We start from the raw sequence: 15,044 nt of genomic DNA, 5'->3' as shown, positions 1-15,044 counted from the left end.
CGACGCGCGGCGCAGGCCGATCGGCGAGCCGATCCTCGAGCTGCGCGACGTCCGGCACACCTACAACCGCGCGACGCCGTGGGAAGCGGCTGCCCTGCACGGCGTCGACCTGTCGATCCGGCGCGACGAAGCGCTGCTGGTGGTCGGCGGCAACGGATCGGGCAAATCCACCCTGGCCTGGATCATGGCCGGGCTGATCGAACCGAGTTCCGGTGGTTGTGCCTTGCACGGGAAGCCGATCAGCAAGCAGATCGGCCGGGTCGCGCTGGCATTCCAGCACTCCCGACTGCAGTTGCAGAAACAGACCGTCGGCGCCGAGATCGCGGACTGGGGCGGGCGGGCGACCGGCTCGGGCGCGGTCGGGCGGGCGCTGGACGCCGTGGGGCTGGACCGCTCGCTGGCCGCCCGCTCCATCGAGGAACTCAGTGGCGGCCAGGCCAAACGCGTGGTGCTCGCGGCGATCGTGGCCAGTCATCCGCAAGTGGTCGTGCTCGACGAGCCGCTCGCCGGGCTCGACCCGGAGGGCCGGGCCGACATCGTGGAACTGCTTGCGCGGCTGCGCGACTCCGGACTGACGCTGATCGTCATCTCGCACGACGTGGCCGACATGGCGGCGGTGTGCGACCGCACGGTGCACCTGCGGTCGGGACGAATTCTCGCGGCCGAGTCGACGCGGGAAGCCATCCCGAGCAGCGCCGCCGGGTCCGCCGACTACCGGCCCGCCGCGCTGCGCCCGCCCGGCGACCCGGCGTGGCGACTGGACCACGGAGGTTCCCGATGAGTGCCGTGCTGCTGCGCCAGGTTCCGGTCGACAGTCCGGTGCACCGGCTGTGGGCGGGTACCAAGATGATCGCGGTTTTCCTGATCAGTCTGTTGCCGATGTTCCTGCCGTCCTGGCCGGTGCTCGGGGTGATGATCGTCTTCCTGGTCTGCGTCGGCCTCCTCGCCCGGTTGCCGCTGGGCACACTGCCCCGGCTGCCGTGGTGGTTCTGGGCGCTGCTCGCGGCCGGAGCCCTGATCAACGTGCCGGTCGGCAGCACTGCTGTGCTGCGGTACGCGCAAATCGTCGCGTTCGGCTTGGTCCTGTTATCCGCCTCATTCCTCATCGCGTGGACCACGCCGATGAGCGAGATCGCACCCGCACTGGCCAAACTGGGCGCGCCGTTGCGCAAACTCCGGATCCCCGTGGACGAATGGGCCGTCGTCGTGGCGCTGACCCTGCGCGGTCTCCCACTGCTCATCGAGGAAATCCGGGTCCTGCGCGCGGCCCGCCGCCTCCGCCCCAAGGACAGCCTGCTCTATCGCGCCGCCGACAACCCCCTCATCGATGTCCTCACCGCGGCGATGGCGGTCTCCACCCGCCGCGCCGGTGAACTCGGCGAGGCGATCACCGCGCGCGGCGGAACCGGCGAACTCACCGCCCATCCGGGCTCTCCTGGCCGTCGCGACGCCTTCGCCCTGACCGTGGTCGTCGCGACCTGCCTCGGAGCCGTCGCCCTGCACCTGCTGACCTGAGCCGGGCCGGGCGCAGGAAACGCCGGACATCCCGTCGGGCCGGTCGACGGGAAGGGCGGGGTTTTCTGGTTCGCCGAACCCACGCGAGCAGGTCTATGGCAGGCGGCCCGCGAGGCGACACTGTGCTGCCAGAGTGGTGCTGACCTCCGCCGCGGGAGCACCTCAAACGTCGAATAGCCAAATGCTATAACTGGATTGGGCACGGAAAAAGCCGAAAGCGTACCCTCTCAATTAGTGCTCTAAACCCCTCCATCGCAGTACAGTTATCACTCGGAAGTAACTGTCTTCTGAATCACATCACGGATGTACGCGCCAGTGGGGGAAGGAATTTCAGCGCGTTCCGCGTTCTCATTGCTGCAAACCTGATGAAGATTGGAACCAGGGAATGATTCTCCGGAAGGTCACCGCCGCGGTCGTACCACTCGTCGCGGCGCTAACGGTCGGTGCGGGCGCCGCGCATGCGGAACCGGCCGCGGCGCCGGTCCCGAATATCGGGTACGAGGCGCGACTGGTCGGAAACCAGATCGTCACGACGCTCACCGCGGGCACGTTCGACGTGCGCGACGGCGCCGTCGCCATCAAGGACGAGGCCGGGAATGTCGCACTCACACTGCCGCTCGCCTTCCGCCAGGACGGGCTCGAGTACCCGATGCCGCATGCCGTCCGTGACGCCGGCCGAGTACTCGAGCTGACCGTCGTCAAGGACGCGGCACAGGCGCGCCCGGCCGCCACGCCGGTCGCCTCGCCGCAGGAGAACCAGCAGGCGATGGACTCGTTCCTTTCGCAGTTCGGCATCGCCACCGCTGTCGGCGGTTTCATCGGCACGATCGTCGGCGCGCTGATCGGACTCACCGGAATCATCGGCGGTCCCACCGTGATCGCGAGCGTCATCGCCGGGGCGGGCGTCGGCGCCATCATCGGCACCATCATCGCCGGTGGACCGACCCTGATCGTCGCCGGAATCGACCTGCTCAACACGCTCAATGCCGCGCCGGGGACCAGCAAGTGGGCGGACACCGGCCGGACGCAGAGGTGATCAGCGTCCCGCGGAACTGACGCATATGCGAGGAACGAAGCGCACCGAATCACCAGCGATTCGGTGCGCTTCGGTTATGCCGGGTGTGCGCGCCGATCCGGCGAGGAGCACAACCAGCGACGAACTCACCTATCGCGAATGGCACCCCGGAGCGACCGGCACCCCCGCGAACCGGTCCGCGAGAAAGTTCATCGCACCCGGCGCCTCGCCGATCGCCGCCGGGTTGTGGGTGGGCAGCATCGAGTGCACCGAAGTGAGGTCCGCCCCCTGGGCGCAGTAACGACCGATGAGGTCGGTGAACCCCGCGACGGGAATCACGTCGTCGGTGATGCTGTGGTAGAGGTACGTCGGCATGGTCGGCGCGCTGCCGCCGAGTTCCTGTGCGTCGGTCGCGGCCCGAAAGGCCGGGTGCGACAGCACGTCCGGAACTGTGGTGAAGTCGCCCAGACGCGCCCCGACGTATTTGGGCACGAGATCCGAACCACAGGCCGCACTGTTCTCGATCAGCGCCGCATGCCCCCGATCGTTGAGCAACTCCAGCACGCCCGCGGCTGGATCGTTGCGGGCGACGGCGAACAGGATGAGCAATGCCAGCCCGGCCTGCACGGTGCCGTCCGCGCGGCGGGCGATGGCGGGCCAATCCGCCGGAACGCCACCCGAGGTGATCCCGGCGAACCTGACGTCCGGCGCGTACTCCGGCTGCAGCTGCGCGGCCCACAGCGTGGCGAAGGCCCCACCGGAATATCCCCAGGCTCCGATAGGAGTCTCGGGTCCGAGTCCGGCCGCCGGGAAGTCGCGGGCGGCCCGGATGCCGTCCAGCACACCGCGTCCGGAGTTGACCCCGTCCAGGAACCGGGACTGCGGTCCCTCGTAATCGCTGACCACCAGGGCCCACCCGCGCCGCAGCGCCTCCGCCATGAACGGCGTATCGATCAGCGTGTTGACCGCGCCGGTATCCCAGCCTCCGCGCAGCGCGTAGGACGGCGCACACCGGGTGCCGAGACTGTCCTCGGGGACCTGATACGACAGCAATGGCCGCGCTCCAGGGCCGAACCATGGCAGCATCGGCACCATCACGGTCGCCACATAGGCCGAGGGGCGGTCACTGGAGTCGGTGGTCCGATACTTCACCTGCCACGCCGAGATCGGCAGGGGCAGACCGAACAACGCGATCGGACGCGCGTCGAGAACAGCGCCGTTCCAGTACGAACCGAGGTCGGCGGGGGCGGCGTAGAACGGGTCGTAGTCCGGGGGCGGCAGCTGGGCGGACGCCGCAGGAGCGCAGACCGAACCGAGGACCAGAACGACCAGGGCGGATAGAATGGCGCGCAGAACGGCCGCGCGCACAGGCCGATTACGCGTCTGCTCGGTGACAGGCGCCGCGTGAATATCCTTCATCAGGGCCTCCCCACTACAGCGAGGCCGAAGTGCGCGGGTGCCGTCGGCGCCGACTCACTCCCGCCTCTGGTCACAACGCTACTGCCGTAGGATCCGCCCGGCAACGGTCGATCGGAGGTCATACCCGTCGCCGCGGTTGTCCGCCGGGACTGGCTACAGTGATCCGAAAAGGCACCTAGCACAACCGAATAGCCCTCATCTACCGCCCCGCCCGCGGCGCGGGCGCGACGAACAGGAGTAGCCGAGCATGCGGCATGGCAACGGACTGGACATCCCCGAAGGACTCGCCGACGTGTGCGCCCCGGACCGGATGGCGGTACTCGTCTACGACATGCAGGTCGGGGTGCTCAGCCAGCTGCCGGACGGCCAGGAGATCGTCGAGCGGGTGGTGCGGGTGGTCGACGCGGCGCGCTCCGGTGGCTATCCGGTGGTCTTCCTGCGCCATTTCTTCCTGCCCGAGCGCCTGAGCGGCGCCTTCGCGCTGCGCATGGCGATGAACTGGCAGCAGGTGGATTCGGTGGACAAGCTGCGGTTCATCCTGCAGCGCGACACGCCCGCCTTCGAGCTGGTTCCCGAGCTGCGGCCGCGCAAGGACGAGGTGGTATTCGACAAGACGTCGATGTCGGCGTTCGAGGGCACCCCGCTCGCCTCGATGCTGCGCGACCTGCGCATCGGCGCCTACGCGATCGCGGGCGTCGCACTGGAGATCGGCATCGCTCCCACGGTGGCGCACTCCACCGATCTCGGCTTCGTCCCCGTGGTGATCAGCGATGCCTGCGGCGGCCGGGACAAAGCGGCCATGGCGCGCGCCTACGATGAGTTCGAATTCCAAGGCCACGCGGTGATCACCGATAGCGCGACCATCACCCCACTGCTCGCGGGCACCAACTGACCGAGACGCCGGGACGCGGCCCGGTCGCGCGGCCATGGGTCGGTGTGGGACTCACCCCCTACCCAGCGCCACGCGTGCCCGGCGCGTCGCCGAGCCAGGCCGGGTGCCACAACCGTCCCGCCTCGGTCCAATTCATGAACCGCACCCGGCCGCCGAGTTTCGGCGTCACCCACACCGCCTCTTTGCGCTCCTCGGCGGTGAGATCATTGTGGAACGGGGAGGTTCTGCGTTCCAGTTTGCGCAGCCGGGCGGCCAGATCACGCATGCCAGGCTCGCTGAAACCGGTGCCGACCCGCCCCACGTAGTACAACCGGCCGTCATGCGGAATGCCGACCAGCAGAGACTTGAAATTCCGTGCCCCGCTGCGCCGCCAGCCCCCGATCAGCACCTGCTGGGTACGCCAATTGCGCTGCTTCACCCACGAATGCCCGCGCTTGCCCGGCAGATACACCGAATCCTTGCGTTTGGCGACCACGCCCTCCAGGCCGTGCTCCTGGCTGTAGCGCACCGCCTCCGCGCCCGGCCCGTCCAGTCGCGGCGGCACCACCATCGAGGGTGCGTTCGCGGCCAGCGCCTCCAGCACCCGGCGGCGATCGGAATATCGTTTGCGTACCAGGGACGTGCCGTCCAGATACAGCACGTCGAAGGCGACGAACACCGCTCGCGCCGCACCGGCCTGCAGCAGACCGAGATTGGCGATGCCGTGATCGTCGAAGACCACCGCCTCACCGTCCAGCACCGCGCTGTGCCCGGCGAGTTCCCGTGCCAGCACGGTGATCCCGGGATAGCGATCGGTCACCACGTTCCCCGCCCGGCTGCGCAAGGTGATCGCACCGGAATCGATCTCGGCGATCAGCCGGAACCCGTCCCACTTCGTCTCGAAGCACCATTCGTCGGCGTCGAGCTCGGCGACATCCCCTGGCGTCGCGAGCATCGGCGACAGTCCGCGCGGAATCGGCCCAGGCGGGCTCGACGGGCGGATGATCCGGCCGGTATCGGGCTCGTCCTGCGCCTCGACGTCGTTCCGCGCGCGCATCAGGTGCATCAGCCACTGATTGCCGTTGGTCTGGATCAGCGCGTACCGTCCCGTGAGCCGCTTGCCGTTGAACTGGACGATGACCTCGTCGTCGCGCCATTTCTCGGTGTCGTAGGTACCGGAATCCCAGATCGTCATCTCTCCGGCGCCGTACTCGCCCTTCGGGATGGCGCCGTGGAAATCGAGGTACTCGAGCGGATGATCCTCGGTGTGCACCGCGAGCCGGTTCTGATCCGGCGAGGTAGGCGGCCCCTTCGGCACCGCCCAGGACACCAGCACTCCGTCGCGCTCCAGCCGCACGTCCCAGTGCAGCCGGCGCGCATGGTGCTCCTGCACCACATAACGGTTGTTCGCGCCCGGCTCCGGGGGCTCGGCCGGGACCGGCTCGGGCGTCCGGGACGGGTCCCGCATCGACCGGTATTTCGTCAGCGCGTCCGAACCCGTTGGCTCCGAGCCGCCCTGCGCGAGCGGCGGGTCCAGCTCCGCTAGCAGATCGCCATCCGCCCGGTACCTGGCCAGCACCTCATCGAAGCGCAAGTGCCGCAGCTTCTTCCGGTTTGCGATCTCCTTCCAGGTACGCGGTGCGGCGGCGTTCGGCTGCTGACGCCCGCGCATCGAGTAGGGCGCGATGGTGGTCTTGGCCGGGTTGTTCTGGCTCCAATCCAGGAAGACCTTCCCGCCTCGAGCCGATTTAGCCATCGTCGCGGTGACCAGATCCGGATGCAGCCGTTGCATATTCGTGGCCACCTGCTTGGCCACGGTGGACGCTCCATGCGGACTCAGTTCCCGATCCAACGGAACGTAGATGTGAATGCCCTTGCTACCACTGGTGACCGGGTACGCATGCAACCCGATCCCCTCGACCATGTCGCGCACCATGAGCGCCACCTCGGCGCATTCGGCGAGCCCGGCCCCTTCGCCCGGGTCCAGGTCGAAGACCAACCTGGTCGCCGGACCCATCTGATCGTCGTCGAAACGCCATTGCGGCACATGGACTTCCAGCGCCGCCTGCTGACCGACCCAGGCCAATCCGGCCTCGGAATCGATCAGCGGGTAGACGACCTTGCGGTCGGAATGACGCATCGTGCGACGCTCGATCCAGGACGGCGCGTGCGACGCGAGATTCTTCTCGAAGAAGGACGGCTCATCCACCCCGTTGGGCCAGCGCTTCCGGGTGACCGCTCTGCCCGCGATATGCGGCAGCATGGCGGGTGAGATCGCCGAATAGTAGGCGATGACCTCGCCTTTGGTGGTGCCGGTGGCCGGGTACAGCACCTTGTCGAGGTTGCTCAGCTCAACCTCGATACCACCGAACTCTCGGCGGGCCACCATGTTCGAAATTTTAGCGGCGGAGACCCCGCGACGGTCTCCGCCGCGGGGTCAGGCGTGCGGCCCGGACTGATCCGGCGGGACGACCTTCTTGGCGGCCTCCTTGCCTTTGGCGATCTTGTCCGTGTACTTGCCGTGCGTCCTCTGGTCGATGAAGTCGCCGGCCTTGTCGATCCCCTGGTTGATCTTGTCGGCGTTCTTGGCCGCCGCGTCCTTCCCCTTGCCGACCAGGCCTTTGAGCGTGTCCGCGAAACTCATCGCCGTCCATCCTTCCTGTCGCCTACTAGCCGGAGTCGTTCAACCAACATTCTCCCACCAGGAATCCCCGGGTGATGCGCTCATCGGGTCCACGCGTTGACCTGGCATCGGTACCGCGACCGAGGTACCCGCTGACCTGGCCGCCGCCACCATCCGCCGGACCGGCTCGGACCAGCCGTGGAAAGCCAGGTTGAACGTAGCCCAGTGGATGGGCACGAGCAGGCCGTGGCCGGGATCGCCTGCGCACAGATCGGCATGCGCCCGGACCGCCTCTTCGGGGTTCATGTGCACGTCCGGCCAGCGCGCGTCGTAGGCTCCGATGGGCAGCAACGTCAGGTCGAACGGACCGAGTGCGGCGCCCGCGTCGGCGAACGCCTTCGTGTATCCGGTGTCGCCGCCGAAGTAGACCCGCCGTGTGGGACCGGCGATCGACCATGAAGCCCACAGCGTGGTGTTGCGGAGCAGGCCGCGTCCGGAGAAGTGCCGCGCCTCGGTGCAGGTGAGGGTAAGATCCGCGCCGTCCCGATCCCGGCCCAGTGCCGCGAGCGATACCGAAGCGCCCCAATCCAATTCGACGATCCGATGCTCCGGGACACCCCAGTGCCGCAGATGCGCGCCGATGCCGATCGGCACCAGAAACGGTGCGCTCTGCCGTGCCACCAGTTCCCGGACGGTCTCCTTGTCCAGATGGTCGTAGTGATCATGCGAGATGATCACCGCGTCGACCGGGGGGAGCTCGGACAGCGGCTGCGGCACCGGATGCATGCGAGCGGGCCCGACCAGCGGCGAGGGCGAAACCCGTTCGCTCCAGACCGGATCGGTGAGAATTCGGTACCCATCGATCTCGATGAGCGTGGTGGCGTGGCCGTACCAGGTGACCGCGAGAGCGGCCGCCTCGCTCGGCGGCCGTGGCGTGTGCAGCGGAATGGTTCCGTGCGGCCTGCCCACGTTGCGCTGGGTCAGCGCCGAAACCAACAGCGATGGGGCCGAACCCGAGACCACCTGGCTACTGGGTTCGGTGTTGTGGAACTGGCGATTTCGGTAGGTCGTCGCGCCCGACGCATAGGGCTGGATCGCCGAGATCGAAGCGCCCATCGCCGACGGGATATCCCACACCGCACGGACCACCCACGTGATACCGAGCGCACCCGCCGCGGCGCCCGCGATACGTCGAATGCCCATCATCGCCCCACAAACCTCGCGGCGCGCTTCTCCTGCCTGGCCAACCGTCCCTCCTTGGCATCCTCGCTGGTCCATGCCGCCTCCAGCGCCGCGCGCTGCTGAGCGGTTTCCGGATCACGCGTCCCGTCGTCGTTGAGCACCAGCTTCATGTGGCGCAGCGACAGCGGCGCCAAGGCCGCGATGTGCTTCGCCCAGGCCTGCGCGTCGGCGAGACCGCCGACCCGGTTGGCGAACCCGAAGGTGTGGGCGTCCTCGGCCGAGATCGACTCCGCCCCGAGCAGCACGGTCCTGGCCGGACCGCCGCCGATCAGCGCGGCCAGCCTGCGCACGGTCCACCGGTCCACCGAGATGCCCAGTTTCGCGGCTGGGATCGCGAGATACGCCTCCGGCGACATCACCCGCAGATCCGAGGCCAGCGCCAGCTGCACGCCCGCACCGATCGCGGCGCCGTTGATCGCCGAGATCACCGGGATCGGCGCCGATTCGATGGTGTGCAACGTCTCCAGCAGAGCGGACAGGAAATCGCCGGTGTACACCCCGGACAGATCAGCGCCTGCACAGAAGACCGAACCACGCCCGGTCAGCACGATGACCCGCGCCTGGTCGGCGACGGCGGCGAGGACGGCTTCGCGCAGCAGTGTCACGAGTTCGTGATTGAGCGCGTTGCGGCGCTCCTCCCGCTGCAGTTCGATGGTGACCACGTCACCATCTCGGCTGACCCCGAGCATGCGACCTCCCCGGCTGAACGGTCCGTCTGATCTCTTTACTCTGCCACAGGCTCCCCTGCCTCTCCTGGCCCCAGGCTCCCCACCTCTCTTGCCCGGTCAGCAGGCAGCGGCGCGTGATCACCATGTCCTCGACATGGGCACCTGGGCGGGCAGCGCCGGGATCTGTGATTTCGGTCACTGCCCCACGCTCGACGGCCGCCCGCGCGTGGTACAGGCCGACGGCACACTCGCCCGCCGGCATCCACCTGATCGGTTGCCGGCCGTCGGCGCTGATCGCGCGGGACGCGCCGCGGCCGTCGGCTCACCGAGCAGGTCGGGCTGCGCTGACGGCCGATCCTGGAATCAGTCGATCAGACCAAAGGTGAACTGGTCCGGGTCCGGGCCGATGCGCGAACCACTGTCCAGTGCGGTGATCGCGTTCATCTGAGCCGGGGTGAGCTCGAAGCCGAAGACGTCGAAGTTCTCCGCGATCCGTGCCGGCGTGACCGACTTGGGGATGACGATATTGCCCAGCTGCAGGTGCCAGCGGATGATCACCTGTGCCGGAGTGCGACCGACTTCGGCGGCCACCGCGGTGATGGTGTGGTCGCCGAGCACCGTGCCCTGCCCGAGCGGGCTCCACGCCTCGGTCGCGATCGCGTTCGCGGCGTGGAACTCACGCAGCTCCCGCTGCGCCAGCCTGGGGTGCAGCTCGACCTGGTTCACCACCGGGATCTCGCCGGTTTCGGCGATGAGCCGCTGCAGGTTCGCGACCGTGAAGTTCGAGACGCCGATCGACCTGACCCGACCCTGCGACTTCAGCGCCTGGAAGGCGCGGAAAGTATCGACGAACCGGCCTGCGGCGGCCACCGGCCAGTGGATGAGGTAAAGGTCGAGATAGTCCAAGCCGAGCCGGGCCAGGCTGGCGTCGAAGGCGCGCACCGTGGCGTCGTAGCCCTGCTCGGAGTTCCACAGCTTGGTCGTCACGTAGATCTCGTCCCGGGGCAGTCCGGACTCCCGGATCGCCCGGCCGGTGCCCTCTTCGTTCCCGTAGATCGCCGCGGTGTCGATACTGCGATAGCCCGCCTCGAGCGCGGTGGTGACCGCCGGGAAAGCATCGTCGGCGGGCACCTGGAATACGCCGAAGCCGAGCTGCGGGATCACGTTCCCGTCGTTCAGCACGATCGGGGGAACGGTGCTGGTCTCGCTTCTGAAGGTCACATTCCGACGGTAGAAGTGCGGCGGCGAACCGTCAATCACGCGCTCGGGTGTGTTGGCCGGCAATTAACTCGCGTCGCCGGGCAGTCCGAGTCTCCGGTAGCGCACCTGTCGTGCCGCGAGCACCTCCGATTCCGGCCGGGCACGAAGGTTCGCGAGCTCGTTCGCGATCGCGGCGACCATTCGGCGGGCGAAGTCCACCGGCTCGTCCGCCGCGTCGGGAAGCTCAGGCACGATGCGGTCGACCACACCGTCGGTGAGCAGATGAGCGGCGCTGATCCGTTGGGCCGCAGCGAGTTCCGGAGCATGGTCGGTGTCGCGGAACACGATGGCGCTCGCCCCTTCCGGCGGCAGCGGAGCCAACCAGGCGTGCGTCGCGGCGAGAACCCGATCGGCGGGCAGCAGCGCCAGCGCGCCACCGCCGGTGCCCTGACCGAGCAGCACCGAGACGGTCGGGGTGTCCAGGGTCACCAGATCCGCGATGCAGCGGGCGATTTCGGGTGCCAGACCCCGCTCCTCGGCTTCCTTCGAGAGCGCAGCACCCACGGTGTCGATGACCAGTACCAGCGGCAGCCGCAACTCCTGAGCAAGCGCCATGCTGCGCCGCGCTTCCCGCAGGGCTGCCGGACCCATGGTGTTCTCGCCTTGCTGGCCGCGCCGGTCGTGCCCGAACACCACGCACGGCTGCCCACGGAAACGTCCCAGCGCGAGTACCGCGGTCCGATCCGATTCACCCTGGCCTGTGCCGCTCAACGGAACCCGTTGTGTCACTTGACGTAAGAGGTCGCGAATGCCCGGCCGCTGCGGTCGGCGTGAGATCGAGACCGACTGCCACACCGCATTGCCACCGGAACGGTTCTCGGGCGGAAGCTGTTGTGTGCCAGCAGAATCACGGGCCGACGCGACCGATGGCGGCAACATTGGAGGATGCACGGCAGCTTCTCGCACCGCAGTGGCATCGGGCAGCTGGACGCCACTGAACACGCTCAGCGCCCGATGGGCGATACGACGGAAAATGGGTATCGGCAGCACACCGTCGATGACGCCGCGGCGGTACAGGTTCTCCGCGGTCTGCACGCCTTCCGGAAACGGTTTGCCGTACAGGGCCTGGTAGACCCGCGGGCCCAGAAACCCGATCAGGGCACCTGGCTCGGCGAACGTCATGTGCCCCAGCGAACCCCACGAGGCGAAGACCCCGCCCATCGTGGGATCGCGGAGGTAGACCAAGTATGGGTGACCAGCGGATTTGTGGGCCGCGACCGCGCCGGCGATCTTGACCATCTGTACGAACGCGACGGTGCCCTCTTGCATCCGGGTACCGCCGGAGGTCGGTGAAGCGAGCAGCGGCAGCCCGAGTTCGGTGGCGCGCTCGACCGCCGCGACGATACGTTCCGCCGCGGCGACACCGATCGAACCAGCCAGAAATCCGAACTCGCAGGCGATCACCGCCACACGACGACCGCGCAGCAAACCCTCCCCGGTGAGCACGGATTCATCGGTACCCGCCGCCACCGCCGCCGTCCGCAAGGCATGGCGATACCGCGGGGTCGCGGCCACCGACACCGGCGGCCGGTCCCAGCTGACGAACGAGTCCGTATCGAGCAGTTGCCCCAGAAACTCCCGCGCCGACGTACGCACCGGGCGAGCCTATCCGGCCCTACCCGGCGCGTCGGCGTGCCGCGCGAGCACTCAGTAGCCCTGCATCACCTTGCGCAGGGCGTACTCGGTGAGCGCGACCAGCGCCTGTTTGGCGGGTTCCCGGCGCCGGGCGTCGATGGACATGATCGGCACATCGGCGGGCACGGCGAGCGCCTGCCGAATGTCCTCGATCGGGTATTGCGGCGCGTCGTCGAACTCGTTGAGCGCCACCAGGAAGGGTAGGTTGCGCGCTTCGAAGTAGTCGACGGCCGCGAAGCTGTCCTCCAGCCTGCGGGTGTCTACCAGCACCACGGCGCCGATGGCGCCGCGGATCAGGTCGTCCCACATGAACCAGAATCGATACTGGCCAGGCGTACCGAACAGGTACAGCACCAGATCGTCGGCAAGGCTGATCCGGCCGAAGTCCATCGCCACGGTGGTGGTGGACTTCATCGGAATGCCGGTCAGGTTGTCGATCCCGGCACTGGCATTGGTCACCAATGCCTCGGTGCGCAGCGGAACGATCTCCGAGACGGCACCGACCAACGTGGTCTTCCCGACGCCGAAACCACCCGCGACCACGATCTTCGCCGATGTCGGCTTGGCAGTGCGGGTGTCGACCTGTGCCGTCGAATCAAATACGCCGGAGTCCACTGAGAACCCTTTCGATCAGCTCGCGACGTTCATCGTCGCTGGAATCGTCTTTCAATGTCGCCGAAACGCGCACGTGTCCGGCCTCGATCAGGTCGGCTACGAGCACGCGGGCTACCCCAATGGGGATACCCAGTCTGGCTGCTACCTCGGCAACGGACGGCGATTCTCTGCACAACTCCACGATTGACGTCTCGATGTTGGTCAGTTCGAACTGCCGCTCGAGGGCGACCGGATGCGATGCGACGAGGGCTTCCAACGCCAACTCGACCGCAGGCCTGGTCCGGCCCGCGGTCAGCGAGTACGGGCGTACGAGGCTCGGCTCGGCGCTTCCCACGCGGTGATCTTCTATGTCCATCCCACCATCAGGAACCCATCGTGACGCGTGGCGTGGCCTGAACAGTCTGGCCAACCCGCTCGACCAACAGAGCCATCTCGTAGCCGACCTGACCAATGTCACACGAGGTGTTGGTCAGCACCGCGAGATAGGAACCGTCGCCGACAGCCATGAGTAGCAGGTAGCCGTGCTCCATCTCGACGACGGACTGCAGCACGGTGCCACCCTCGAATAGATTCGAGACGCCGACTGACAGGCTGGCCAGACCGGCCGTCACGGCCGAGAGCTGTTCGGCGCGGTCGACCGGCAGCTGGGCACTCGCGGCCATGAGTAGGCCGTCAGCCGAGACCAGGACGGCATGGGCTACGCCAGGAACCTCGTTGGCAAAGTTCGAAACCAGCCAATCCAGCTGACGGTTCGTACCACCTAGATCGGGGTTCATCGGTCTCCTTTATCTCCGGTTAGGTTCATTGCTCTCATTGCGCGGCCATCCCGGACGCCCTGCTGGTGACGACTCAAGCTGGACCTGATCGTTTCTGGATCGCGACGCGCTGCCCGATCGGCCGCACCGGTGACGCCACCCGGGACAAGCCTTCCGCCCGGATTGCGTTGCGGCAACCCCGCAGCCGTCCTCTTTTCGGATTGCGCCTCGCTCGCACGGCGAGCTGCCTGCCATCCTTCGTCTCCCGGAGACTCGAAGGAAGCGGCCACCTGCGACCGATCCGCGTTGGGGTCCGAGAGCCACGCCGACATCATTTCGGCGAAGATCGGCGTCGATCCCATCGACGGCTCCGACTCGACCGCGGGCTGCAGCCTGGTCTGGAAGAACGAGGCCGTCTTCGCCGGGTTGGACCGGTAGCTGTGCCTGCCGGGATCACGCCCGGGCGCGGTGGCCGGCTGCTCATCGCTCACGGAGTGCTGGCCACTCCGATCCCGCTGCGGCAGCGCGACTCCCGGTGGCACGGGCTGACGCTGCGGTGTCTGGGCGCCTGGCTGCCGCTGCGGCAGGCCGGTCAACCCGCTCTCCCGCTGCGCCGGGCCGGCCGGCGCCGACGGGCGCTGCGGCAGACCACCCAGCGGCGACTCACGCTGCGGCAAACCGCCCAGCGCCGATTCGCGCTGCGGCAGTCCGCCCGCGGCCGAGTCCCGTTGCGGCAGGCCGTTGACCGAGGGCAGCGCACCGGAGCTCGGTTCGCGCTGCGGCAAACCGTTGCCGGATTCGCGTTGCGGGAGGCTGTGGGCCGCGGCATCGCGCTGCGGCAAACCGCCGGGCGCCGCATCGCGCTGCGGTAGGTTCGGCGCGGGCTGCCGGGGCGGTAGGCCGGTGGAGCCCGGCTCACGCTGCGGCAAACCACCCAGTGCCGAGTCGCGCTGCGGCGCACCGTTCGACCCCGGCTGACGCTGCGGCAAGCCAGTGGAGCCCGGCTCGCGCGGCGGCAGACTCGTGGTGCCTTGCTCACGCTGGGGCAGCCCGCCGAGCGCCGATTCGCGCTGCGGCAGACCACCGGACGCCGATTCGCGCTGCGGCAGACCACCGGACGCCGACTCACGCTGCGGCAAACCACCGGACGCCGACTCACGCTGCGGCAAACCACCGGACGCCGACTCACGCTGCGGCAGACCGCTCGGGGACGCGTCGCGTGACGGAGCGCCGTTCGATCCCGGCTGCCGCTGCGGCAGACCGACGCTCGGCTGCGGCACGCCAGCGGCGCCCGGCTGCCGCTGCGGCAGTTCACCCGAGGTCGGCTCACGCTGCGGCAGACCCGAACCGGTCGGCTCCACCGGAACACCCGGCTGACGCGGCGGCGGACCGCCGGGGCCGAGATTGCGCTTGGGCAGGTTGGCCG

General features: G+C 68.2%; 14 protein-coding genes and 1 pseudogene. 4 read left to right on the top strand and 11 right to left on the bottom strand.

Annotated elements, in window-relative coordinates:
* The 3 genes from NA4_RS33510 to NA4_RS33500 form a co-directional block, all read left to right on the top strand.
* Positions 1 to 781, top strand: a 781-nt coding sequence (locus NA4_RS33510) for an ABC transporter ATP-binding protein (RefSeq protein WP_157129452.1), incomplete at its 5' end; no start/stop codon positions are given.
* Entirely contained in the window at positions 778 to 1,515 is a 738-nt protein-coding gene (locus tag NA4_RS33505) for an energy-coupling factor transporter transmembrane component T family protein (RefSeq protein ID WP_067479327.1), read from the top strand. The genes NA4_RS33510 and NA4_RS33505, both read left to right, overlap by 4 nt.
* Positions 1,516 to 1,900: 385 nt before the next feature.
* Positions 1,901 to 2,551 (top strand): DUF8020 domain-containing protein, encoded by a 651-nt coding sequence (locus NA4_RS33500; protein ID WP_067479324.1) that lies wholly within the window; start codon positions 1,901 to 1,903, stop codon positions 2,549 to 2,551.
* 129 nt (positions 2,552 to 2,680) lie between these two features.
* Here NA4_RS33500 and NA4_RS33495 read toward each other — a convergent pair whose 3' ends face one another.
* Positions 2,681 to 3,949 carry a lipase family protein gene (locus tag NA4_RS33495; protein ID WP_084497695.1) on the bottom strand — a complete coding sequence of 423 codons (1,269 nt, stop codon included), beginning with the start codon at positions 3,947 to 3,949 and terminating at the stop codon, positions 2,681 to 2,683.
* A gap of 247 nt (positions 3,950 to 4,196) precedes the next feature.
* Between NA4_RS33495 and NA4_RS33490 the strand changes: the two genes are divergently transcribed.
* Positions 4,197 to 4,841 carry a cysteine hydrolase family protein gene (locus NA4_RS33490; protein WP_067479322.1) on the top strand — a complete coding sequence of 215 codons (645 nt, stop codon included), beginning with the start codon at positions 4,197 to 4,199 and terminating at the stop codon, positions 4,839 to 4,841.
* A 58-nt stretch (positions 4,842 to 4,899) separates the two neighbouring features.
* On the opposite strand, the gene NA4_RS33485 is transcribed toward NA4_RS33490, so the two are convergent.
* From NA4_RS33485 to NA4_RS41725, 10 genes and pseudogenes are all read right to left on the bottom strand, one after another.
* Entirely contained in the window at positions 4,900 to 7,209 is a 2,310-nt protein-coding gene (locus NA4_RS33485) for an ATP-dependent DNA ligase (RefSeq protein ID WP_067479320.1), read from the bottom strand.
* A gap of 48 nt (positions 7,210 to 7,257) precedes the next feature.
* Positions 7,258 to 7,464 (bottom strand): antitoxin, encoded by a 207-nt coding sequence (locus NA4_RS33480; protein WP_067479318.1) that lies wholly within the window; start codon positions 7,462 to 7,464, stop codon positions 7,258 to 7,260.
* Between the two features lie 39 nt (positions 7,465 to 7,503).
* Positions 7,504 to 8,646, bottom strand: coding sequence for an MBL fold metallo-hydrolase (locus tag NA4_RS33475; protein ID WP_067479316.1), 1,143 nt, complete (start codon positions 8,644 to 8,646; stop codon positions 7,504 to 7,506).
* Positions 8,646 to 9,374: an enoyl-CoA hydratase gene (locus NA4_RS33470; RefSeq protein ID WP_067479314.1), complete on the bottom strand. Its 729-nt coding sequence runs from the start codon at positions 9,372 to 9,374 to the stop codon at positions 8,646 to 8,648. The genes NA4_RS33475 and NA4_RS33470 overlap by 1 nt, the downstream gene beginning before the upstream one ends.
* Positions 9,375 to 9,716: 342 nt before the next feature.
* Positions 9,717 to 10,574: an aldo/keto reductase gene (locus tag NA4_RS33460; protein ID WP_067479331.1), complete on the bottom strand. Its 858-nt coding sequence runs from the start codon at positions 10,572 to 10,574 to the stop codon at positions 9,717 to 9,719.
* A 63-nt stretch (positions 10,575 to 10,637) separates the two neighbouring features.
* On the bottom strand, positions 10,638 to 12,209 hold the full coding sequence (locus NA4_RS33455; RefSeq protein ID WP_067479310.1) for an acetyl-coenzyme A carboxylase carboxyl transferase subunits beta/alpha: 1,572 nt from the start codon (positions 12,207 to 12,209) through the stop codon (positions 10,638 to 10,640).
* A gap of 51 nt (positions 12,210 to 12,260) precedes the next feature.
* Positions 12,261 to 12,863: a GTP-binding protein gene (locus tag NA4_RS33450; protein ID WP_174553031.1), complete on the bottom strand. Its 603-nt coding sequence runs from the start codon at positions 12,861 to 12,863 to the stop codon at positions 12,261 to 12,263.
* On the bottom strand, positions 12,844 to 13,218 hold the full coding sequence (locus NA4_RS33445; RefSeq protein ID WP_014981573.1) for a DUF742 domain-containing protein: 375 nt from the start codon (positions 13,216 to 13,218) through the stop codon (positions 12,844 to 12,846). The genes NA4_RS33450 and NA4_RS33445 overlap by 20 nt, the downstream gene beginning before the upstream one ends.
* 7 nt (positions 13,219 to 13,225) lie before the next feature.
* Complete coding sequence (locus NA4_RS33440; protein WP_011207200.1) at positions 13,226 to 13,639, bottom strand: roadblock/LC7 domain-containing protein; 414 nt, start codon at positions 13,637 to 13,639, stop codon at positions 13,226 to 13,228.
* Positions 13,636 to 15,044: pseudogene (locus tag NA4_RS41725) on the bottom strand (sensor histidine kinase); the annotation flags it as partial. The gene NA4_RS33440 and the pseudogene NA4_RS41725, both read right to left, overlap by 4 nt.

The sequence above is a fragment of the Nocardia amamiensis NBRC 102102 genome (genome assembly GCF_001612745.1).
Classification (GTDB): Bacteria; Actinomycetota; Actinomycetes; order Mycobacteriales; family Mycobacteriaceae; genus Nocardia; species Nocardia amamiensis.
This window is presented reverse-complemented; position numbering and strand designations above follow the sequence as displayed.